Raw genomic sequence first — 22826 nt, forward strand, 5'->3', positions numbered from 1 at the left:
CGTTGCAGCACGTGACCATGCGCACCCCCGACGGCATCGACCTGGCGGCCGTGCTGCGACCCGGGCGCGGCGCCGGACCACGGCGGGCCGTGGCGTTGACCGGACCGTTCACCGGCGTGAAGGAGCAGGTCGTCGCCACCTACGCCGAAGGGCTGAGCGAGCGCGGCATCACGACCTTGACGTTCGACCACCGCAACTTCGGCGCCAGCGGTGGGACCAACCGCCAGCACGAGGACGCGGGCGGCAAGCTCACCGACCTGCAGACCGCCGTCGGTTTCCTCCACGGGCACCCCGACGTCACCGAGGTCGGTCTGGTCGGGATCTGCCTGGGCGCCGGGTACGCGTTGAAGGCGGCGGCCTTCGACGGCCGGGTCCAGGCGTTGGTCACGGTCGCGGGCGCGTACAACAGCCCTCAGGCCATGCAGGCCGGTTTCGGGCGTCGGGCGTACCGCGCGAAGCTCGCCGACCTGCTCGCGAGCGGCGCCGACGTCATGCCCGCGGTGTCCCCGGACGGACCCGCGGCCATGCCCGGACCCGAGCCGTACGAGTACTACGGCACCAGTCGAGGGGCGGCGCCGACCTGGCGCAACGAGGTCACCACCGCCTCGATCCACACGCTGCTGACGCTGGACGCCGCGATCGGCGCGGACTTCGTCTCACCCACGCCGGTGCGGATCATCCACGGAACCCGCGACGAGTACTGCTCGCCCGAGGGCGCCCGGGGGATCTTCGACCGGCTGGGCGAGCCGTCGGACCTGGTGTGGATCGACACCACCAACCACATCGACCTCTACGACCAGCCTCGCTGCGTCGAACCGGCCGTCGAGTCGGCCGCGGCGTGGTTCCACGAACACCTGGGCTGACCGGCGTCACCGTCCATTCCACACCCGAGGAGAGTTGTGTCCATCTCGCCGTCCCCGCGGCCACGTCTCCGCGTCACCACAGGCAGCGAGGGCGACCGGGTCACCACGCTGGAACTGTTCTTCGACCTCGTCTTCGTGTTCGCGTTCACCCAGGTCACCGGAATGATCACCCACGGCGACCCGCCCCGCTCCCTCCTCCAGGGGTTCATCGTCGTGTCACTGCTCTGGTGGGCGTGGTCCTCCTACGCGTGGCTGGCGAACCAGGCGCGCGCGAACCGCGGCCTCCTCCGGGCCGCCTTCGTGGTGGCGATGGTCGCGATGTTCGTCGCCTGCCTGACCATCCCGGAGGCGTTCCACGAGGTGCCCGGCGGTGTCCCGGCAGCAGCCATGCTGGTGTTCTGCTACGCCGTCGTGCGCTGCGCCCACCTGGCGGTCTACCTGGCCGCCGCGGCCGGCGACAAGGTGCTGCGGCGTCGCGTCGTCCTCACCGGCGCGACCTCCGTCGCCCCGACCGTGGCCATCCTCGCCGTCGGCGCCGCGATCGGGGAGCCGTGGCAGACGTGGATCTGGCTCGCCGCGGTCGCGTACGACTTCGCCGCCATCTACGTGGGTGCGCGCGGTGGCGGGTGGATCGTGCAGTCGGCCGCCCACTTCGCCGAACGCCACGGCCTGGTCGTCATCCTGGCGCTCGGCGAATCCATCATCGCCGTCGGCGTCGGCGTGGCGAACCGACCGCTCGACTGGGCCGTCGTCACCGGAGGCGTCCTGGCCATCACCATCGCCATCGCGCTGTGGTGGCAGTACTTCCACCGCAGGTTCGAGCACCTCGAACACGCCCTGGAGTCCCGCCACGGCCACGACCGCTCCCGGCTGGCCTCCGAGGTCTTCACCTACCTCCACTTCCCGCTGATCGCCGGCATCATCCTCACCGCGCTCGGGCTCGAACAGGCCATGGCGCACCTCAGCGACGACCACCTCGGGCCGCTCGGCGGCTGGGCACTCGGCGTCGGACTCGGCTGCACCCTCCTGGCATCGGCACTGACGATCGCACGCACCGGTGGCGGCATCCCGCCCCTGAGGTGGGTGGGCCCCGGCGTGCTCCTCGCGTCCGGCGCCCTCCTCGCCACCCTGCCCCCGCTCTGGGCGCTCGCCCTCGCCACGTTGCTCGTCGGGGCGGTCTGCGTGCACGACGAACTGCGATCCGCGGACCGAACGGCCTCGTGAGGTTCCCGTCACCCGACCCTCGACGGCGGTGGCACCGCACCCGACGCCGATCCGGCACCGCTTCCCCCGAGCGGTCCGGTCGCGTCGGCCACGGTCACGGCGCGCCGCCCCCGCACCGGTCTTCGTGCTCCGCCAACGCTTCGAGGTCGTTGTCCCAGTGGCCGCAGCGGTAGCACGAGTGCGTCACGCGGTGCAGGAACTGCGAGCGATCCTCGTCCGGCAGCTGGTGCTGCCACGGCTTGAGGTCCATCACCACGACCACCCCGCCCCTGCTCCACAGTGGATGGATTCGTGCGCCGTCATCCGCATCTCGGCAGGAACAGGCCCGTGCGGTAGGCGAGCGTGATCGCGTGCGCGCGGTCCTTGGCGCCGAGCCGGCGCAGCACGCCCTTCACGTGGGTGCGGACCGTCTCGACCGACACCACGAGCGCGTCCGCGATCTCCACCGACGTCATACCGGCCGCGATCATCTCCAGCACCTCGCGCTGCCGCGGCGACAACCTCTCGACGCCCCCGCGAGCCACGCCACCGGCCGGCGGCGCCTCGACCGTGACGCCGCGAGCACGGACGGGAGCAGCGGGCACGAGCGCCGGACGGCGGCTCCGGTGAGCCCTCAGGATCAGCGCCACGAGGTCGGAAGGACCGGCGCCCAAGGGCACGACGCCGTGCGCACCGGCCGCTCGTCCGAGGCGGACCACGTCCGGTGCGGGGCGCTCGCCGTTCAGCAGCCCGAGCACCACCGGCACCCGGCCGGGACCGGCGAGCTCGGCGATCAGCGCGCCACTCGGGTCGACGGCGCTGTCGACGAGGACCACGTCCGGGCGCACGTGGCGCAGGCACCGGAGGGCTTCACCCCGCGTGGCGACGGCCCCCAGCCAGCGCAGCCCGGCCCGTCGGATCACGGCGTGCAGCCCTTCACGGACCAGCGGCGTGGCAACGACGGCCGCGACACCCACCACCCCGGGCCCGACGCCGGAGGGCGACCGGGGCCCGACAGCTCGATCCACCGGCTCGGCCAAGTCGACCACCAGCCCTTCCCGCCACCACGACCGCGGTGCCGGCGTCACCGGGCAGCGGACCCACAACTACACCGACAGTGATGTAACAGGTACAGCACCGTATCAGTCATCCTCACCGTCGGCTACTCAGCGCAGCGGCGTGTCGCACAACGTGCACGATGTGGCAGGAGGACTCAAGCCGGACCTTCGGGCAGCTCCGGCAGCGGGACGTCCGGGTCGAGCTCGACGCCGGCGTCCCGCAGCTCGTCGTCGACCAGCGCCCACACCGCGGCCGACAGCCGCCGCACCAGCCGCGCCTCGTCGATCGCGCCGGGCACGGCCAACCACCGCACCGTCGTCGACTCCACCAGCCCGGCGACCCCGAAGGCCACGAGGTCCGCGCGCGCCGGGTCCGCGCCGAGCAGCCGCAGGTACCCGCCGAGCAGCTCGCGCAGCCGGTCGGCGACCTGCGCGCGCAGGTCGGCCGCACGCCCACCGCGACCGGGCGCGAGCCCCGTGGCGCGCACCACCATGTAGTCGTACAGCGAGGCGTTGCACACCATCCAGGACACGAACGTCCCCACCACCTGGCCGATCACCTCGCGGGCGGTGCCGCTCGGCCGGACCAGGCCGGGCAGGATCTCCTCGGCGAACAGCTCCGCGACCCGGCCCGCGACCGCGTCGTGCAACTCGTCGGCGTCGGCGAAGTGCCGGTACAGCTGAGGCCGGGAGACACCGGCCCGGTCCGCGATCCGCTCGGTGGACACCCACGGACCGTGCTCGACGATGGCCGCCAGGGCCGCGTCCACGATCTCCGCACGGCGTTTGTCCCGGTGCCCGGCCCACCGGGCAGTCCTGCCGTCCACACCCGCGCCCCGCCGACCGCCTTCCGCCATCCCGGCAGCGTATCCACGACGACGGTGGTCGACGGCAACGGTTCACCCGATGTCGGATCCCGTGGCCGTACCGCCGACGCCCGAAGCAGATCGGGCGCCTTCAGGGCCTGAGGTAGCGCGGCTCCACCGGCGGCATGGGTTTCACCGGCAGGCCGACGTGGGCCTTGGTCATGAAGTCGAACCACGTGCGCGCGGGCAGGGTGCCGCCGAAGATGTCGCCCTCCCCGCACAACCGGGGAGGCCCGGCGCCGATGCAGATGCCGCTGGGCGAAGTGCTGTCGTTGAACACCTGCACGGCGCCCGCGTAGTCCGGGGTGGCGCCGAGGAACGCCGCGGACTTGTACTGCTCCGTGGTGCCGGTCTTGCCCAGCATCGGCCGCGTCCACCCGAACTGCTTCGCTGCCGCGGCGGCCGTGCCCCGGTTCCGGTCGTCCTCGCTCAACCCGACGGCCAACGCGTTCGCCAACGCCTCTTCCACCACCTGCTCGCACGGCGCCTCGCGGAACTCCACGGGCGTGCCGTGCCGGTCGAGGATCCGGCTGATCGGAGAGGGCCGGCACCACGTCCCGCCCGAGATGATCGTCGCGGCGACGTTCGCCAGCTCCAGCGTGCTCGTCGGCGCGGGGCTCAACGTGAACGAGGCGTTCCGGGACTTCTTGAAGAACTCCGTCTGCGAGACGCGCAGGTCCTTCTGCTTCGACGTCCGGTCCGGTGGCACGCCCGCGATGTTGGTCGCCATCGTGTCCCGCATCCCGAGCCGGTGCGCCATGTCGACCACCGCGTCCAACCCGGTCTTCTCCTCCAGGATCACGAACGCCGTGTTGGGCGAGGTCGCCAACGCCTCCTTCAACGTCATCCGGGGCGGGTAGCTGCCGTCGAAGTTGCTCAGGCAGTACCAGTGCGCGGACGGCTCGCCGGTCCCCGGGCACCCCGGCGCGCCGCCGAAGAACACGTGCGAGGTGTAGGACGTCGGCGACTCGACGACGCTCTCGATCCCGTACCCGTGCTCCAAGGCCGCCGCGGCGGTGAACACCTTGTAGACCGACCCCGCGCCGAACTTGTTCTCGACCCCGCTGGGCAGGTCGAACTGCGTCTGGAACCGGGCTTGGTCGAGCCCGTAGTCGCGGTTGGCCGCCAGCGCCACCACCTCGTGCCGCTCCTTGCCCGGCCGCACGACCGCCGCGGTGTTCGCGATGCCCGGCGTCGGCTTCGGCACCTGCGCCTCGGCCGCCTGCTTGGCCTGGATCGTGAGCGCCCGGTCCATCGGGGTTTGGACGGTGTAGCCGCCGACCTTCAGCTCGTTGAGCGTGTAGCCGTTGTCGGTCAGGTAGTCCAGCACGTACGAGCAGTAGAACCCGAACTCCGGCCCGGCCCCGACGCACCCGGTGGGCAGGGGCCGCACGGGGGTGCTCAGCCCCAGCGGCGCGCGCTTGTGCGCCTGGGCTTGTTCCGGGGACAGCTTGGCGTTCTCCAGCATCAGGTCGATGACCAGGTTCCGCCGCTCGATCGCCCTGTCCGGCCGGGCTTCAGGGTCGAGGAACGTCGGGCTGTTCACCATCCCGGCGAGCATCGCCGCCTGCGGCACCGTCAACAGGTCCGGTGTGGTGTCGAAGTAGGCCTGGGACGCCGCCGCGATGCCGTAGATCGTGCCGCCGAACGGCACCACGTCCAGGTACCGCGACAGGATCTCGTCCTTGCTCAGCTGCGATTCCACGTGCATCGCGATGCGCGCCTCGCGCAGCTTGCGGGCGATCGTCTGCTCTTGGGCCTCCTTCTGCCCGGCGACGTCGTTCCGGGCGAGCACGTGCACGAGGTGGTTCTTCACGTACTGCTGCGTGATCGTCGACGCGCCCTGGGAGATGGTGCCCGTGGCCCCGTTCTTCAGCGCCGCCCGCGCGGTGGCCAGCCAGTCGACGCCGTGGTGCTCGTAGAACCGGCGGTCCTCGGCGGACACCAGCGCGTCCTTCATGACCTGCGCGACCTTGTCCGGCGGCGTGAGCACGCGGTACTGGTCGTAGAGGTAGGCGAACGGCACGCCGTCCTTGTCGGTGATGGTGGTCATCAGCGGCGGCGGCGAGCCGACCACGGTGACCGACATCGCCGCGACGTAGTCGCTCATCAGGTTCGACGCGATGCCGATCACGCCGACGACCGGGATCGCCATCCCGGCGAGCAGCAACCCGGCCACCAGGCAGAGGCCGAGGAGCTTCGCGAAGCATGCGGTTCGCATGGCAGGAAGTCACGTTCGGATGACCCGCCGGAGGGTGTCACGCGGTCGTGTGCGCGGTAACGCGTTCTCGACGCCTACCCCGGCATCGTGCGGTCGGCCGGGCGTGGGTTCACGCGGCGTCGGATCGGGTGGGCGCGGCGCCGACGACATCGGCCGCGTTCGGCACGCCCTTGGGCGGATTGACATCGACCCCGCCGTCGACCTCCCGGAGGCCGGCCGCCCCGCGGTCCCCCGGGCGGGCAGCCTCGTGCAGCGACTCGATGAACGGTTCCCAGTCCACTCGGAACGAGGTCATGGTTCCCACCTCCCGTACGGTGCGCCCATTACCGCAACCATGACCGAGCGGCAGGGGAACTGCCACCAGGGTCAGGGCTTTTCACCCTCGCGGGGGGAGGGATCGTGCTCGATCCGACAGGAAGATCACGTCGCGTGCCGTGAGAACACCGTCCACCACGCGATCCGGTACCAAGGTCGCGAGTCGCTTGACTCGTCGTCGATCCCGCTCGACCTCACGGTGCGGTCGCGCGCAGCTGCGACTGCCGGCGCAGCGCGCGGTCCAGGGCGAGGGTGTCCTCCAGCACCACGTCGTCGACGACGCGTCCCCAACGCAGTGTCACCCACTGGATCGCCTGGTTCTCGTAAGGGGTTCCGTCGTCCAGCGTCCCGGCGACCCGGAGCCTGGCCGCCACGGTGGTGGACCAGGGCCAGCCGGAGACGACGACGTCGGTCAGCGCGAGTCGGACGTCGGGCAGGTGCTCGGTGAACCGGTCGAACCACGCCCGGAAGGCGTTCCGGCCGCGCGTCTCGGCGCCCAGGGCGGTATCGCCGACGAAGTGGAACCTCATGTCGGGTGCGGCCATCGACACGGCGGCCTCGTAGTCGCCCGCGTGCATCCGCCGCCACGTCCTTCTGATGATCGCCCGCACGGTCGCGTGGTACATGATCGGGACCGTAACCTGGTGACTTGCAACTTGCAAGCCACTAGGCTGAGGTCATGACACGCACGGACTTCGCCGGGATGGCCTGTTCGATCGCCCGGTCGGCCGCGCTGATCGGCGACCCGTGGTCGCTGCTGGTGGTGCGCGACATCGCACTGGGCCTGCGCCGGTTCGACGAGTTGCAGCAGGACCTGGGCGTCGCCACCAACACGCTCACCGACCGCTTGGAGCGACTGGTGACCGGCGGAGTCCTGGTCCGGGAGCGGTACTCGCGGCGGCCGGATCGCTACGAGTACGCGCTGACCGAGAAGGGACGGCAGCTCGTGCCGATCCTGCTCGCGCTGACCGCGTGGGGCGACCGCTGGGAGTCCGCCGAGGAAGGCCCGCCGCTGGTGGTCCGGCACCACACCTGCGGCGAGGTGGCCACGGCCGAGGTGACCTGCTCGGCCTGCGGTGACCCGGTCGCCTTGAGCCAGGTCGATTTCCACGCCGGCCCCGGTGGCCGCACCGACAGGGGAACCGCGCTGTTGTCCACCCGGCTCGGCCCCAGGACGTGACCGTTCCACAGTGGACGTCCACGAAGGGCACTCGGTTGCCCGCGCCCCCGTGCTGAACGCCCGTTCGCCTCACGGCCGCACGGCACGGGATTCGACGAGGGCGCGGACCGTGGTGGCGACGAGGTCGCGGTGCGGTTCGGGTGAGGTCCCGCGGCGCAGGTGGCGGCGGACGATCGCGTAGGGCACGTCCACCACGGCGATCGACACCAGCTCCGCGTGCTCGGGCGCCGCCGTGCCGAACAGCTCGGTCGCCAGGTCGCGGATCAGCTCGGCCACGGGAGCGTTGAGGTCGGTGAGCGCCCGCCGGGTCTCCGGCGGCAGCTCGGCTTCGACGAGCAGTTGCGCCCGGTCGGCCTGGAGCAGCAGCCGGGCGTCGGCGGGGTGGCGGACCGCGAACTCCACGGTCCAGTCGGCCGCCGCGAGCAACCGTTCGAGCCCGGAGCCGGTGGTGGCGGCGAGCAGACCGGCCTGGAAACGGGTGACGGTGCGCAGCCACACCTCGGCGAACAGGCGCGTGCGTGAGCCATACCGGTGGTAGATCGACCCGGTGGGCGCGCCGCTGAGCGCGCTGATCGCGCCCGTGGTCGCCGCGTCCGGACCGCCTCGCACCAGCAGGTCGCGAGTGGCGTCGAGGATCACGTCGTCGCTGTGCACCCGACGCCTGGACATGCCGTCAGCCTAGAGGAGGTATTCTAGAGCGAGCATTCCAATAAAGGATGAGGCGATCATGGTCAGCAGGTCAGAGAGCCCGCCGTTGCCGCCCGGTCAAGTGCCCGCTCCCCTGCGTCGGTTCGGGCTGCCGCAGTTCGCCCGGGTCCGCCCCCAGGAGCCGACCGGCCCGGTCGTGACCGTCACCGGCTTCGTCGAACGTCCCGCGCAGCGCCCCCTCGGCGAGTTGCTCGGCGCCCACCCGCGGCACGAGCAGCGCGCCGACCTGCACTGCGTCACCACGTGGAGCGCACGAGACCTGCGCTGGGAGGGCGTGCGGTTCCGCGACGTCCACGAGACGCTGACCGACGAGGTGGGCGTCGCGCGGACGGCCGCTTGGGTCACCTTCACCGGCGTGGACGGGTACCGGTCCTGCCTGCGCCTCGACGACGCCCTCGCCGACGACGTGCTGCTCGCCGACCACCTCGACGGGGCGGCGCTCACCACCGACCACGGCGCTCCCGTCCGCCTGGTCGCGCCCGCCCACTACGGCTACAAGAGCGTCAAGCACGTGTGCGCCATCGAGTACTCCCCCACGTTCGACCCGGGCTCGGCGAAGTGGGCGGCGCACCCGCGCGGTCGCGTCGCGCGCGAGGAACGCAGCCGGTACCTGCCCGGCCCGCTCTGGCGCCCGATCTGGCGCGCACTGCTGCCCGGGGTCCGCCATCGGTACGACGACACGCCCGCGACACCGTAGGAACGCCGGGGCGATGTCGGAGGTCGTCCAGCACCGTGTCATTGCACCGAGAGCATTGTTTTTATTGCACTGAGGTGTGCGCCGAACCTAGCCTCGGTCCGTGAGCACAATCTCGGTAAACGGCATCACCGTCGACTACTCCGACACCGGCACCGGCCCCGCGCTCCTGCTCGTGCACGGCCACCCGTTCGACCGTTCCATGTGGACACCGCAGCTGACCTGGCCGGGTTGGCGGGTCGTCGCACCGGACCTCCGCGGCTACGGCGCGAGCACGGTCGTGCCCGGGGTGACCCCGCTCGGCGACTTCGCCGACGACCTGGCCGCGCTGGCCGACGCCCTGGGCATCGACCGGTTCGTCCTCGGCGGGTTGTCCATGGGCGGCCAGGTCGTGCTCGAATGCGTCCGCCGGTTCCCGTCCCGCATCCGCGGCCTCCTGCTGGCCGACACGTCCGCGCCCGCCGAGACGCCTCAGGGCAAGGCGAGCCGGAACGCGATCGCCGACCGGGTGCTGCGCGACGGCATGGCCGACCACGCGGCCGAACTGCTGCCGAAGATGGTCGCTCCCGACGCCGATCCGCAGGTGAAGGCGCACGTGCTGGCCATGATGCGGGCGGCTCCGCCCGAGGGCGCGGCCGCCGCGCTGCGGGGCCGGGCCGAGCGGCCTGATTACACCGACCTGCTCGGTGCAATCCAGGTGCCGACCCTCGTCGTGGTCGGCAGCGCCGATGAGTTCACCCCCGTCTCCGAGGCCGTGTTCCTCAGCGACCGCGTCCCCGGCTCGACGCTCGCGGTCATCGACGGCGCCGGCCACCTGCCGAACCTGGAACGCCCCGCCGAGTTCAACCAGGCGCTGGCCGCGCTGCTGGGGCAGGTGGCGGCGTGATCGTCCTCGTCACCGGCGCGAGCAGCGGGTTCGGCGCGGCGATCACCCGGCGCTTCGCCGCCGCGGGCGCCCGCGTGGTGGCCGCGGCCCGTCGCGTCGAGCGCATCCCGGCCGGCAGCCGGATCCTGCCGCTGGCGCTGGACGTGCGGGACCCGGAGGCCGTGCGGCACGCCGTGGCCACGCTCCCCGCCGCGTACGCCGACATCGACGTGCTCGTCAACAACGCGGGCCTGGCCCTGGGGCTCGACCCCGCGCACCGAGCGGACCTCACCGACTGGGACCGGATGCTCGACACCAACTGCCGGGGGCTCGTCCACTGCACCCGCGCCGTGCTGCCGGGCATGGTGGCGCGCGACCGCGGGCACGTGATCAACATCGGTTCGATCGCGGGCACCTACCCGTACCCGGGCGGCAACGTCTACGGCGCGACGAAGGCGTTCGTCCGGCAGTTCAGCCTGAACCTGCGCGCCGACCTGCACGGCAGCGCGGTGCGGGTGACGTGCGTCGAGCCGGGCCTGTGCGAGGGCACGGAGTTCTCGCTGGTGCGCTTCGCCGGCGACCAGCCCCGCGCCGCCGCGGTCAGCCGGGGCACGGCCGCGCTCACCGCCGACGACATCGCGGCGACCGTCGAGTGGGTGACCGCGCAGCCGCCTCACGTCAACGTCAACACGATCGAGCTGATGCCGGTGTCGCAGAGCTTCGCACCGCTGGCCGTGCATCGGTCCACCTGACCGTTTCCGGTGGTGAGCGGGAGGGCCAACGCGGTTCTCCTGCTGGAGAGGGATTCGCGGGCTCACCAGCGGCTAAGGCGCTGTGACAGTGGCGCTCAAGCCGAAGTTCCCAGGCTGTGCCGGACGCGCTGGGACGACCTGGGGGGCTTCGTGGCGGGTGCCGTTCGGGTGGACGCCGAGCCGATCGCGGTCGTCGGGATAGGGTGCCGGTACCCCGGCGGGGTGCGGTCGGCCGACGCGCTGTGGCGGCTGGCCGCCGAGGGACGGGAGGCGGTCGGGCCGGCGCCTGCCGACCGCGGCTGGGACCGGGACGTGGTCGGCGGGTTCCTGGACGACATCGCCGGGTTCGACGCGGACTTCTTCCGGATGTCACCCCGCGAGGCGGTGTCCGCGGACCCGCACCAGCGGCTGGCCTTGGTCACCGCGTGGGAGGCGCTGGAGCACGCCGGGATCGCGCCGGACACCGCCGGCGGACCGGACACCGGCGTCTTCCTCGGCGCCGGGTGGTCCGACTACGCCGCGGTGGTCGACCGGTCGGGGGAAGACCTGGTGGGACGGGCGTTGACGGGGCTGTCCCCCGGGCTGGTCGCGGGACGGGTGGCGCACTTCCTGGACATGGGCGGACCCGCGCTCACGGTCGACACGTCGTCGTCCTCGTCGTTGGTGGCGGTCCATTGTGCCGTCCGGTCGCTGCGCACGGGCGAGACGTCCCTCGCGCTCGCCGGCGGGGTGGCGGTCATGTCGACGTCGCTGGCGTTCGAGGCGCACGGGCGGCAGGGCGGGTTGGCGCCGGACGGGCGGTGCAAGGTCTTCTCCGCCGACGCCGACGGCACGACGTGGGCCGAGGGCGTCGGCGTGCTGGTGCTGGAGCGGCTCTCCGACGCCGTGCGCAACGGGCGGCGGGTGCTGGCACTGGTGCGCGGCACCGCCGTCAACCACGACGGCGCCACCGACGGGCTGACCACGCCGAGCGGTCCGGCCCAGGAACGGCTGCTCAGGGCGGCGCTCGACGACGCCGGCCTCGCGCCCGCCGACGTCGACGCCGTGGAGGCGCACGGCACCGGCACGCGGGTCGGTGACCCGGTCGAGGCGCGGGCGCTGATCTCGGTCTTCGGGCGGGGGCCGGTGGCGGTGGGGTCGCTGAAGTCGAACATCGGGCACGCGCAGGCCGCCGCCGGTGTCGCGGGTGTGATCAAGATGGTGATGGCCCTGCGGCACGGCGCCCTGCCGGCGACCCGGAACGTCACCACCCCGCTGCACCTGGACTGGGAAGGGGTGGAGCTGCTGCGGGAGGGCCGGGCCTGGCCGCACACCGGGCGGCCGCGCCGGGCCGGTGTGTCGTCGTTCGGGATCGCCGGCACCAACGCGCACGTCGTGCTGGAGCAGGCACCTGACGGGTCGGGCGCACCGGGAGCGGCGACCGGGGCCGCTGTGCCCTGGATCGTCTCGGCAGCGACCGAAAGCGCGCTCGACGCCCAGATCGCCCGCCTCACCACCGCCGCGACGGGCCTGGACCCCGCGGCGGTCGGGCGGACGCTCGCGGTGGGACGGGCCGGGCTCCGCCACGGCGCCGTCCTGCTGCCCGGAGGTTCCCACGAGGTCGCGCGAGGTGTGCGGGGTGGCGGTCGGTGCGCCGTCCTGTTCCCCGGGCAGGGCTCGCAGCGGCTGGGCATGGGACTGGAGCTCCACCGGACGCACCCGTGCTTCGCCGAGGCGTTCGGCGCCGTGGCGGGCGCGTTCGACCTCGAACGGCCGCTCCGCGAGGTCGTGTGGGGCGAGGACGCCGAGCTGCTCGACCGCACCGGCTGGACGCAGCCGGCCCTGTTCGCCGTCGAGGTGGCGCTGTACCGGCTGCTGGAGCACTTCGGTGTCGCGCCGGCGTTCGTCGGGGGCCACTCGGTCGGCGAACTGGTGGCCGCGCACGTGGCCGGGGTGTTCGACCTGGCCGACGCGGCCGCGCTGGTCACCGCGCGCGCCCGGCTGATGGACGCACTGCCCCACGGCGGCGCGATGGCGGCCGTGGAGGCGACCGAGGCCGAGGCCGAGGCGGTGCTGACCGGTGCGGTGTCGGTCGCGTCGGTCAACGGGCCGCGGTCGGTCGTGGTCGCCGGTGACGCCGGGGCCGTGGGACGGGTGGTCGCGCACTTCGCGGGCCTCGGGCGGCGCACGCGGCCGTTGCGCGTCTCGCACGCCTTCCACTCGCCGTTGGTCGAGCCGGTCCTCGAGGACTTCCGCCGGGCCGCCGAGGGCGTGACCTACCGGGCCCCGCGGCTGCCGGTCGTGTCCAACCTGACCGGCGCGCTCGCCGGGGCGGAGCTGGGCACGCCGGACTACTGGGTGCGGCACGTGCGCGGGACCGTCCGGTTCGCCGACGGCGTGGCCGCGCTGGTGCGAGCGGGGGTCGACGCGGTGCTGGAGGCCGGACCCGGCTCGACGTTGACGGCGCTGGTCCGCGACGTGCCCGCGGTGCCGGTGCTGCGGGCCGACCGGGACGAGGCGGAGTCGTTCGCGGTGGCGCTGGGGCGGCTGTCGGTGGCGGGCGTGCCGGTGCGGTGGCGCGAGTTCTTCGGCGACGCCGGGCACGTCGACCTGCCGACGTACGCGTTCGAGGAGGAACGCCACTGGCCCAGGCAGGCAGTGCAATCCCGACCGGCTGCCGAACCGGGCCCGGCCGCTCACGAGAGCGCAGTCGCACGAACCCAACCGGCCCGGCCCCCGCACGAGAACGCAGCCGCCGAACAGGCGCGGTCCCTGCTCGACCTGGTTCGCGCCGAGGCGGCGGCGGTGCTCGGGCGGCGGGATCCGGTGGCGGCCGAGCTGGCGTTCTCCGAGGCCGGGTTCGACTCGCTCGCCTGCCTGGAGCTCTCCGAGCGCCTCAGCGCCCACACCGGCCGCCGGCTGCCCGACACCCTCGTCTACGACCACCCCACGCCCGCGCTGCTCGCCGAACACCTGGCCGGCACCCCCACCGCACCCGCGCTGCCGGCCGACATCGCGACCGCGACCGTCCGGGAGTTGCTCGACCTGATCGACGAAGAGTTCGAGACCACCTAGACCCGCAGGGGGAAACCGGTGTCGGAAGACCAGAAGGTGGTCGACTACCTCAGACGGGTCACCGCGGACCTGAGGGCGGCACGGCAGCGCATCCGCGACCTGGAGGCGCGCGAGCCCATCGCGATCGTCGGCATGGGGTGCCTGCTGCCCGGCGGCGTCGACTCGCCGGACGCGCTGTGGGACCTGGTCGCGTCCGGCGGCGACGCGGTCTCCCGGTTCCCGACCGACCGCGGCTGGGACCTGGCCCGGCTGGAGGCCGACAGCGCCACCGGCAACGGCGGGTTCGTCGACCGCGCCACGCGGTTCGACGCCGCCTTCTTCGGCATCTCGCCCCGCGAGGCGGCGGCCATGCACCCGGAGCAGCGGCTGCTGCTGGAGGTGGTGTGGGAGGCGGTGGAACGGGCCGGGATCGACCCCTTGTCGTTGCGCGGCACCAAGACCGGCGTGTTCGTCGGCGCGCACCACTGGGACCAGCCCGCCGCCGCGTCCGGCGACCTCCACGGCCACGCCATGACCGGCAGCGCGTCCAGCGTCCTGTCCGGTCGCGTCGCCTACGTCCTGGGCCTGGAAGGACCGGCGATCACGCTCGACACGGCGTGCTCGTCGTCGCTGGTCGCCCTGCACGTGGCGACGCGGTCGCTGCGGGCGGGCGAGTGCGACCTGGCGATCGTCGGCGGGGTCAGCGTGCTGGCGCGCTCGTCGGCGTTCGTCGAGTTCAGCAGGCAGGGCGGGCTCGCGCCGGACGGGCGCTGCAAGGCCTTCTCCGACGACGCCGACGGCACGGGTTGGGCGGAGGGCGTCGGCGTGCTGGTGCTGGAGCGGGCGTCCGGCCGACGCGCCCTCGCCCTCGTGCGGGGTTCGGCGGTCAACCAGGACGGCGCGTCCAACGGCCTCACCGCCCCGAACGGCCTCGCCCAGCAACGCGTCATCCGCGCCGCGCTGGACGACGCGGGCCTTCGACCGTCCGAAGTGGACGCCGTCGAGGCGCACGGCACCGGGACCCGGCTGGGTGACCCGATCGAGGCGAACGCCCTGCTGGCCACCTACGGCCAGGACCGCGCGCGGCCGCTCTGGCTGGGCTCGCTCAAGTCCAACATCGGCCACACCCAGGCGGCGGCCGGTGTCGCGGGTGTCGTCAAGGCGGTCATGGCGCTGCGGCACGGCGAGCTGCCGCGCACGCTGCACGTCGGCACACCTTCGTCCCACGTGGACTGGGCCAGCGGTGACGTCCGGCTGCTGCGGGAGCCTCGCCCGTGGCCCGACACCGGTCGGCCGCGGCGGGCGGGCGTGTCGTCGTTCGGGATCAGCGGCACGAACGCGCACGTGATCCTCGAACAGGCGCCCGACGGGTCGCCGGCCGAGGGTGGACCCGCCGGGCCGTGGCTGCCGTCGGCGAAGTCCGCCGAGGCGTTGCGCGCGCAGGCGGCGCGCTTGCGGGACCACCTGGAGGCCCGGCCCGCCGAGCCCGCGGACGTCGCGCGGACGTTGGCGGCCCGGACGCGGTTCGCGCACCGGGCGGTCGTGCGGGACGTGACTGACCTGGACGCCCTGGCCGGGGGACGGCCGGGTGTGGTCAGCGGGGTCGTGGCGGACGCGGCCGACCGACCGGTCTTCGTCTTCCCCGGCCAGGGCGCGCAGTGGCCGGGCATGGGCCGGGAGCTGCTCGCGTCGTCGGAGGTGTTCGCCGCTGCCGTGGACGGGTGCGCCGAGGCGTTGGCGCCGCACGTGGACTGGTCGCTGCGGGCGGCGCTGGTCGACGGGGTCGGGCTCGACCGGGTGGACGTGGTGCAGCCCGCGCTGTTCGCGGTGATGGTCGGGCTGGCGGCGCTGTGGCGGTCGAACGGCGTGGAGCCGGCGGCGGTCGTCGGGCACTCGCAGGGCGAGATCGCCGCCGCGCACGTGGCCGGGGCGCTGGACCTGGACGACGCGGCACGGGTGGTCGCGTTGCGCAGCCGGGCGTTGACGCGGCTGTCCGGGCTCGGCGGCATGATGTCGGTGGCGGCCCCGGCGGCACGGGTGCGCGAGTTGTGCGACGGGCTCACGGTCGCCGCGGTGAACAGCCCGGTGTCCGTGGTCGTCTCCGGTCCGCCGGAGACGTTGCGGGAACTGCGGGACGCCTGCTCGCGCGAGGGCATCCGCGTGCGCGTGCTGCCCGTGGACTACGCCTCCCACGGGCCGCAGGTCGAGGTGGTGCGCGCCGAGTTGGCCGAGGCGCTCGCTCCCCTCCGGCCCCGCGCGCCGGGCATCCCGGTCTACTCCACGGTGACCGGCGGTCGTCTGGAGGTCTTCGACGCCGACCACTGGTTCGCGAACCTGCGCCGGACCGTGCTGATGCAGGACGCCACCCGTGCGTTGGTCGACGACGGTCACCGGGTGTTCATCGAGGTCAGCCCGCACCCGGTGCTGACGTCGGCCGTGCTGGAGACCGCGCCGGCCGCCGTCGCGCTGGGCTCGCTGCGCCGCGACGAGGGCGACCGCTTCCCCACCGCGCTGGCGGAGGCGTACGTGCGCGGCGTGCCGGTGGACTGGGGAATCCGCGGCGGCCCCGGCGCGGAGTTGCCGACCTACGCCTTCCAACGCCGCCACTTCGCGCCCGCACCCGAAGCCTCGGTCATCGCGGACCCGACGACCGAGGACCTCCCGGCCGACCGGACCGACGAACGGCCGTCCGACTGGTCCGACCCCGACGCGATCCTGGAGCGCGTCCGCGCCGAGGCCGCCGCGGTGTCGGGGCTCGACCGCGCGGCCGACCTCCCGCCGAACGGGCCCTTCAAAGACGCCGGGTTCGACTCCGTCACCGCGGTGGACCTCCGCACCAGGCTGGCCGCGGTGTTCGGGGTCCGGTTGCCGGTCGGCCTGCTGTTCGACCACCCGACCCCCGCCGCCGTCGCCGCGCACGTCGCCGAACTCCTCGGCGGCTCCACGAGCACCGACCCGGACGCCCCGATCCGCGCGGCCCTGGCCGCGATGCCCGTCAGCAGGCTGCGGCAGGCGGGCGTGCTCGCGCTGCTCGGCCTGGAAGACGCGGGCACACCCGACCTGGACGACCTCGGCGCCGAGGACCTCCTCCGACTGGCCACCGAAACCCTCGCGAAGTAGAGGAGCTCCATGAGCACGACCGAGTACGTCGAGGCGTTGCGCTCCTCGCTGAAGGAGGTCGAACGGCTGCGGCGGCACAACGAGCGGCTGGTGGCGGCCGCGTCCGAGCCCGTCGCCGTCGTGGGGATCGGCTGCCGCTTCCCCGGCGGCGTCACCTCGCCCGACGACCTGTGGCGGCTGGTCGAGTCCGGCCGCGACGCGATGTCGCCGTTCCCCACCGACCGCGGCTGGGACCTGGAGCGCCTCGCCGGCGACGACCCGGGCCGCAGCCGTGCCCTGGTCGGCGGTTTCCTCGACGACGCCACGGGGTTCGACGCCGCGTTCTTCGGCATCGCGCCCAGCGAGGCGCTGGCGATGGACCCCCAGCAGCGGCTCGTGCTGGAGGTCGCGTGGGAAGCGCTGGAACGCGCGGGGATCGACCCCACGTCGTTGCGCGGCAGCCGGACCGGCGTGTTCGCCGGCGCGTCGGGGCACGACTACTCGCTGGTCGCCAGGGACGCGCCCGACGACGTGCGGCTGCTCTACTCCACGACCGGTGACGCGCTGAGCGTCCTCTCGGGCAGGCTCGCCTACACCCTGGGCGCGGAGGGGCCCGCCGTCACCATCGACACGGCCTGCTCGTCGTCGCTGGTCGCCGTGCACTGGGGCGCGCAGGCGCTGCGCAACGGCGACTGCGACCTGGTGCTGGCGGGCGGCGTGACGGTCATGGCGACGGCCGACCTGTTCGCCGCCTTCACCGCGCAGAACGGCCTGGCCGCCGACGGCCGGTGCAAGTCGTTCTCCGAGCGCGCCGACGGCACCGCCTGGGCGGAGGGCGCGGGGGTGCTGGTCCTGGAACGCCTGTCCGACGCGCTGCGCCACGAGCGGCGGATCTTCGCCGTGGTGAAGGGCTCCGCGGTCAACCAGGACGGCGCCTCCAACGGGCTCACCGCGCCCAACGGCCCAGCTCAGCAACGCGTCATCCGCGCCGCCCTGGACAGCGCGGGCCTGCGACCGTCCGAAGTGGACGCCGTCGAGGCGCACGGCACCGGCACGACGCTCGGCGACCCGATCGAGGCGACCGCCCTGCTGGCCGCCTACGGCCAGGACCGGGCGCAGCCGCTCTGGCTCGGCTCCCTGAAGTCCAACATCGGCCACACCCAAGCCGCCGCCGGCGTGGGCGGGATGATCAAGATGATCGCCGCGATGCAGCGCGGCGTGCTGCCGCGCAGCCTGCACGCCGACGCGCCGGCCACCTCGGTGGACTGGGGTTCGGGCTCCGTGCGGCTGTTGGCGGAGAACACGCCGTGGCCGGACACCGGCCGGCCGCGGCGGGCGGGCGTGTCGTCGTTCGGGATCAGCGGCACGAACGCGCACGTGATCCTCGAACAGGCGCCGGAGGCGACGACCCGCGGCGGATCGGCGACCGTCGTGCCGTGGCCCGTCTCGGCCAAGACCCCCGAGGCGCTCGCGGAGCTGAAGACCCGGGTCCGCGAGGCCGCCGCCGGGCGCCGGGCCGTCGACGTCGCCCGCACCCTCGCCGCGGGCCGGGCGTCCTTCGCCCACCGCGCGGTCCTGCTGCCGGACGGGGAGCTGGCCGAGGGCGTGGCGACCGACGAGCCGCTCGCCGTCGTGTTCGCCGGGCAGGGCTCGCAGCGGCTGGGCATGGGGCGTGGGCTGCACGAGCGGTTCCCCGTGTTCGCGGAGGCGTTCGACGAGGTGTCGGCGTTGCTGGACAAGCACACCGACCGCCCGTTGCGCGACGTGGTGTGGGGTCCGGACGCCGACCTGCTCGCCGGCACCGGCTGGGCGCAGCCCGCGTTGTTCGCGCTGGAGGTCGCGGCGTTCCGGCTGGTGTCGTGGCTCGGGGTCCGGCCGGCCTTCGTCCTGGGCCACTCGATCGGCGAGCTGGCCGCCGCGCACGTCGCCGGGGTGTTCTCCCTGGAGGACGCCTGCCGGCTGGTGGCGGCGCGGGCGGGGTTGATGGCCGCGCTGCCGCGTGACGGCGCGATGATCGCCCTGCGCGCGAGCGAGGACGAGATCAGGCCGCTGCTGGACGACCGGGTGTCGATCGCCGCGGTCAACGGGCCGCGGTCGGTCGTGGTGGCGGGCGACGAGAAGGCGGTGCTCGCGGTGGCCGAGGGGCGGGGCGGTACCCGGTTGAAGGTCAGCCACGCCTTCCACTCGCCGCTGATGGAGCCGATGCTCGCGGACTTCCGCGCCGTCGCCCGCGGCCTGGTCTACCACCGGCCCGCGCTGCGCCTGGTGCCGAACACGACCGGCGACGTGACCGACCCGGAGTACTGGGTGCGGCACGTGCGCGAGACCGTCCGGTTCGCCGACGGCCTGCGCACCCTCGCCGAGCAGGGTGTGACGACCGTGCTCGAACTCGGCCCGGACGGCGTGCTGTCGGCCCTGGCGCACGAGTCCGTGGACCACGCGATTCCCCTGCTGCGCAAGGACGAGCCCGAGGACGAGGCGGCGTTGGCCGCGCTCGCCGCCGTGCACGTGCGCGGGGCGACCGTGGCGTGGGAGCGGCTGTGCGACGGCGCCGACCCGCGTCCGGTCGAGCTGCCGACCTACCCGTTCCGGCACCGGAGGTTCTGGCCCGACCCGCGCCAGGCCGGGCCGGACGCGCCGCACCCGCTGCTGGGCGCGGGCGGCGACCTGCCCGACGACGAGGGCGCCCTGTTCACCGGGCTGCTGTCCACCCGGACCCACCCGTGGCTGGCCGACCACGCCGTGCTCGACCGCGTGCTGCTGCCCGGCACGGCGCTGCTGGAACTGGCGCTGCGGGCGGGCGAGGAGGTCGGGTGCCACCGGGTCGCGGACCTGGCGCTCGTCGCGCCGCTGGTCCTGCCCGACCGCGGCGCGGTCCGCGTGCAGGTGCGCGTCGGCCCGGCCGACGCGGACGGGCTGCGTGCCGTCACCGTCCACTCGCGACCCGAGGGCGCCGACGCGTGGACCAGGAACGCCGCGGGCGCGGTCACCGCCGGGGGAACGGCGCCCGCGCCGTTCGAGGAGAGCTGGCCGCCGGTCGACGCGGAGGCGCTCGACGTCGACTACGAGGACTTCGCGGCTCGGGGCTTCCGGTACGGGCCGGCGTTCCAGGGGCTGCGGCGGGCGTGGCGGCGCGGCGCGGAGGTGTTCGCCGAGGTCGCGCTGCCCGAAGGCGTGCACGCGACCGGGTTCGGCCTGCACCCGGCGCTGCTCGACGCCGCCCAGCACGCGATGCTGCTCGGCGACGGCAGTGGCGACGGCGTGCGGCTGCCGTTCTCGTGGACCGGGGTGTCCCTGCACGCGGCCGGAGCGGCGGAGCTTCGCGTGCGGCTCACGCCGGACGGCGACGCGCTGCGCGTGGCCGTGACCGGGCCGGACGGCACACCGGTCGCGTCGATCGACTCGCTGGTCGTGCGCCCGGTCGACACCGACCGGCTCGACACCGACGCGTTGTTCCGGTTGGACTGGACGCCCGTGCCCGCGACCGGTGTGGCAACCGCGACCGTGCTCGCGCCGGACGTGCTCGGGCTGGCGGAGGCGGGCTTCCCCGTCGCCGCCGACCTGACGGACGGCGTGGTGCTGGTCGGTGTCGCCGGCGACGAGCCGGTGCGATCGGCGCACGAGCTCACCGCGCGGGCCCTGGAGCTCATCCAGCGGTGGCTCGCCGAGGAGCGCCCGTCGCGGCTGGTGTTCGTGACGCGGGGAGCCGTCGACGGTGACGACGTCGCGGCCCGCGCGGTGTGGGGGCTGGTGCGGTCCGCGCAGACCGAGCACCCCGGCCGGTTCGGGCTCGTGGACGTGGACGACGTCACCGCCCTGCCGCGGGCGCTGGCCGTGGACGAGCCGCAGGTCCTCGTGCGGCGGGGCGTGCCGAGCGCGGCGCGGGTGGCCCGGCTGGAACCCGGCCTCCGGCCACCGGACGCGCCCGACTGGAACCTGGACTCCGCCGCCAAGGGCAGCATCGACAACCTCGTCCTGGCACCGGGCCGGCGGCTGCCGCTGACCGGCCACCAGGTGCGCGTCGAGGTCCGCGCCGCCGGGTTGAACTTCCGGGACGTGCTCAACGCCCTGGACATGTACCCGGGCGACGCGGGCTTGTTCGGCAACGAGGCCGCGGGCGTCGTCGTGGAAGTGGGGCCGGAGGTGAGCGGGCTGCGGCCCGGCGACCGCGTGTTCGGCATGGCGGCGGGCGCGTTCGGCACGCAGGTCACCACCGACGCCCGGTCGGTCGCCCCGGTGCCCGACGGCTGGTCGTGGACGACCGCCGCGTCGGTGCCGCAGGTGTTCCTGACCGCCTGGCACGGGCTGGTGGAGCTGGGCGGACTCAAGGCGGGCGAGAAGGTCCTGGTGCACGCGGGCGCGGGCGGTGTCGGCATGGCGGCCGTGCAGATCGCCCGGCACCTGGGCGCGGAGGTCTTCGCGACCGCGAGCGAGGGCAAGTGGGGCGCGCTGCGCGATCTCGGCGTCGCGGACGACCACATCGCGTCGTCGCGGACCACCGACTTCGAGGCGGCGTTCGGGCCGGTCGACGTGGTGCTCAACGCGCTGGCGGGCGAGTTCGTGGACGCCTCGCTGCGGCTGCTGGGACCGGGCGGCCGGTTCCTGGAGATAGGCAAGACCGACCTGCGCGATCCGGCGACGATCCCGGCGGGCGTGGACTACCGGCCGTTCGACCTCGGCTGGGTGGAGCCGTCGGGCATCGCGCGGCTGCTGGCCGAGCTGGCGCCGCTGTTCGCGAGCGGCGCGCTGACGCCGCTGCCGGTGCGGACGTGGGACATCCGGCGGGCGAAGGACGCGTTCCGGTTCATGAGCACGGCCCGTCACGTCGGCAAGATCGTGCTGACCGTCCCACGCCGGTGGGACCCCGACGGCACGGTGCTCGTCACCGGCGGCACGGGCGGGCTCGGCGGCGTGCTGGCCAGGCACCTCGTCACCGCGCGCGGCGTGCGGAACCTCCTGCTCACGTCGCGGCGCGGCCCGGACGCGCCCGGCGCGCGGGAACTCGTGGCGGAGCTGACGGGCCTCGGCGCGGCGGTGCGGGTGGTGGCGTGCGACGTCGCCGACCGGGCGGCGGTGGCGGACCTGCTCGCGGACGTGGAGCCGACCGCCGTCGTGCACACCGCCGGCGTCCTCGAGGACGGCCTGGTCGAGGCGCTGACCCCCGAACGGCTCGCGGCGGCGCTGCGGCCCAAGGTGGACGCCGCGTGGCACCTGCACGAGCTGGCCGGTGACGTGGCGGCGTTCGTGGTGTTCTCGTCGGTCGCCGGGACGTTCGGGAACGCGGGCCAGGCCAACTACGCGGCGGGGAACGCGTTCCTCGACGCGCTGGTCGAGCGACGGCGGTCGCTCGGGCTGCCGGGCGTGTCGCTGGCCTGGGGCCCGTGGGACCCCGGCGTGGGCATGATGGGCGGGTTGGACGAGCGGGACGTCCGGCGGATCGTCGGGTCGGGGGTGCCGCTCATCACGGTGTCGAAGGGCCTGGCGATGTTCGACGCGGCGCTGGCCGTGGACGAGCCGTCCACGCTGGCCGTGCGGCTCGACCTCGCGGCGCTGCGCCGGCGGGGCGAGGTCCGGCCGCTGCTGCGCGGCCTGGTCGCCCGACGTCCGCGAGCCGCCGAGGCCGCGCTGCCGGACCGGCTGGCGGGGCTGCCGGAGGGCGAGCGGGACCGCGTGCTGCTGTCCCTGGTGGGCGAGCACGCGGCGGCCGTGCTCGGCCGCGACCGGATCGGCGGCGACCTGCCGTTCCGCGAGCTGGGCTTCGACTCCCTGACGTCGGTCGAGCTGCGCAACCGCCTCAACGCGGCCACCGGCCTCCGCCTGCCGACGACGGTGGTGTTCGACCACCCCAGCGCCCGCGAGCTGGCGGTGCGGGTCCGGGACGAGCTGTTCCCGCCGCGGCCGGAGTCCCTCGACGACATGGGCGCCGAAGACCTGATCGCCCGCGCGCTGGGAGGGCGGTCGTGACCGAG

14 protein-coding genes and 2 pseudogenes are annotated in these 22826 nt (G+C 74.1%); 9 read left to right on the forward strand and 7 right to left on the reverse strand.

What is annotated here, in order from left to right:
* Positions 1-17 precede the first annotated feature (17 nt).
* Positions 18-863 (forward strand): alpha/beta hydrolase, encoded by an 846-nt coding sequence (locus tag AB0I91_RS30005; RefSeq protein WP_499639996.1) that lies wholly within the window; start codon positions 18-20, stop codon positions 861-863.
* 36 nt (positions 864-899) lie between these two features.
* Positions 900-2087 carry a low temperature requirement protein A gene (locus AB0I91_RS30010; RefSeq protein ID WP_499609072.1) on the forward strand — a complete coding sequence of 396 codons (1188 nt, stop codon included), beginning with the start codon at positions 900-902 and terminating at the stop codon, positions 2085-2087.
* A gap of 94 nt (positions 2088-2181) precedes the next feature.
* Here the strand turns inward: AB0I91_RS30010 and AB0I91_RS30015 are convergent, their stop codons facing one another.
* From AB0I91_RS30015 to AB0I91_RS30040, 6 genes are all read right to left on the reverse strand, one after another.
* Positions 2182-2349, reverse strand: coding sequence for a hypothetical protein (locus AB0I91_RS30015; protein WP_498778104.1), 168 nt, complete (start codon positions 2347-2349; stop codon positions 2182-2184).
* A 37-nt stretch (positions 2350-2386) separates the two neighbouring features.
* Complete coding sequence (locus tag AB0I91_RS30020) at positions 2387-3154, reverse strand: helix-turn-helix transcriptional regulator (RefSeq protein ID WP_499639957.1); 768 nt, start codon at positions 3152-3154, stop codon at positions 2387-2389.
* 125 nt (positions 3155-3279) lie between these two features.
* The gene (locus AB0I91_RS30025) at positions 3280-3981 is read right to left on the reverse strand and encodes a TetR/AcrR family transcriptional regulator (RefSeq protein ID WP_498778110.1); all 702 of its coding nucleotides are present in this window, start codon (positions 3979-3981) and stop codon (positions 3280-3282) included.
* A gap of 100 nt (positions 3982-4081) precedes the next feature.
* Positions 4082-6211: a transglycosylase domain-containing protein gene (locus tag AB0I91_RS30030; RefSeq protein ID WP_499639959.1), complete on the reverse strand. Its 2130-nt coding sequence runs from the start codon at positions 6209-6211 to the stop codon at positions 4082-4084.
* A 109-nt stretch (positions 6212-6320) separates the two neighbouring features.
* Entirely contained in the window at positions 6321-6506 is a 186-nt protein-coding gene (locus tag AB0I91_RS30035; RefSeq protein WP_499639961.1) for a hypothetical protein, read from the reverse strand.
* A gap of 214 nt (positions 6507-6720) precedes the next feature.
* Positions 6721-7152, reverse strand: coding sequence for a nuclear transport factor 2 family protein (locus tag AB0I91_RS30040; RefSeq protein WP_498778117.1), 432 nt, complete (start codon positions 7150-7152; stop codon positions 6721-6723).
* A gap of 53 nt (positions 7153-7205) precedes the next feature.
* Between AB0I91_RS30040 and AB0I91_RS30045 the strand changes: the two genes are divergently transcribed.
* Positions 7206-7706, forward strand: a complete 501-nt coding sequence (locus AB0I91_RS30045; protein WP_498778119.1) for a winged helix-turn-helix transcriptional regulator — start codon at positions 7206-7208, stop codon at positions 7704-7706.
* Between the two features lie 69 nt (positions 7707-7775).
* Here the strand turns inward: AB0I91_RS30045 and AB0I91_RS30050 are convergent, their stop codons facing one another.
* On the reverse strand, positions 7776-8375 hold the full coding sequence (locus tag AB0I91_RS30050; RefSeq protein WP_499609054.1) for a TetR/AcrR family transcriptional regulator: 600 nt from the start codon (positions 8373-8375) through the stop codon (positions 7776-7778).
* Between the two features lie 58 nt (positions 8376-8433).
* Between AB0I91_RS30050 and AB0I91_RS30055 the strand changes: the two genes are divergently transcribed.
* From AB0I91_RS30055 to AB0I91_RS30080, 6 genes and pseudogenes are all read left to right on the forward strand, one after another.
* Entirely contained in the window at positions 8434-9111 is a 678-nt protein-coding gene (locus AB0I91_RS30055; RefSeq protein ID WP_499639963.1) for a molybdopterin-dependent oxidoreductase, read from the forward strand.
* A gap of 100 nt (positions 9112-9211) precedes the next feature.
* Positions 9212-9994, forward strand: coding sequence for an alpha/beta fold hydrolase (locus AB0I91_RS30060; protein WP_499639965.1), 783 nt, complete (start codon positions 9212-9214; stop codon positions 9992-9994).
* A complete protein-coding gene (locus AB0I91_RS30065) occupies positions 9991-10725 on the forward strand; it encodes an SDR family NAD(P)-dependent oxidoreductase (RefSeq protein WP_499609047.1) in 735 nt (244 codons plus the stop codon). Before AB0I91_RS30060 ends, AB0I91_RS30065 begins: the two co-directional genes overlap by 4 nt.
* A gap of 150 nt (positions 10726-10875) precedes the next feature.
* Entirely contained in the window at positions 10876-13779 is a 2904-nt protein-coding gene (locus AB0I91_RS30070; RefSeq protein ID WP_499639967.1) for a type I polyketide synthase, read from the forward strand.
* Positions 13780-13800: 21 nt separating this feature from the next.
* Positions 13801-16878 (forward strand): annotated as a pseudogene (locus AB0I91_RS30075) (type I polyketide synthase); the annotation flags it as partial.
* 36 nt (positions 16879-16914) lie between these two features.
* A pseudogene (locus AB0I91_RS30080) lies at positions 16915-22821 on the forward strand (type I polyketide synthase); the annotation flags it as partial.
* Positions 22822-22826: the final 5 nt, after the last annotated feature.

The organism is Actinosynnema sp. NPDC049800, assembly GCF_040656635.1.
In the GTDB taxonomy this organism is placed as follows: Bacteria; Actinomycetota; Actinomycetes; order Mycobacteriales; family Pseudonocardiaceae; genus Actinosynnema.

Excerpts from the sequence above, each read along its gene's own strand:
- AB0I91_RS30005 (WP_499639996.1), top strand. The coding sequence starts at position 18 with ATGCGCACCCCCGACGGCATCGACCTGGCGGCCGTGCTGCGACCCGGG.
- AB0I91_RS30025 (WP_498778110.1), bottom strand. The coding sequence starts at position 3,981 with ATGGCGGAAGGCGGTCGGCGGGGCGCGGGTGTGGACGGCAGGACTGCC.
- AB0I91_RS30030 (WP_499639959.1), bottom strand. The coding sequence starts at position 6,211 with ATGCGAACCGCATGCTTCGCGAAGCTCCTCGGCCTCTGCCTGGTGGCC.
- AB0I91_RS30035 (WP_499639961.1), bottom strand. The coding sequence starts at position 6,506 with ATGACCTCGTTCCGAGTGGACTGGGAACCGTTCATCGAGTCGCTGCAC.
- AB0I91_RS30040 (WP_498778117.1), bottom strand. The coding sequence starts at position 7,152 with ATGTACCACGCGACCGTGCGGGCGATCATCAGAAGGACGTGGCGGCGG.
- AB0I91_RS30045 (WP_498778119.1), top strand. The coding sequence starts at position 7,206 with ATGACACGCACGGACTTCGCCGGGATGGCCTGTTCGATCGCCCGGTCG.
- AB0I91_RS30050 (WP_499609054.1), bottom strand. The coding sequence starts at position 8,375 with ATGTCCAGGCGTCGGGTGCACAGCGACGACGTGATCCTCGACGCCACT.
- AB0I91_RS30055 (WP_499639963.1), top strand. The coding sequence starts at position 8,434 with ATGGTCAGCAGGTCAGAGAGCCCGCCGTTGCCGCCCGGTCAAGTGCCC.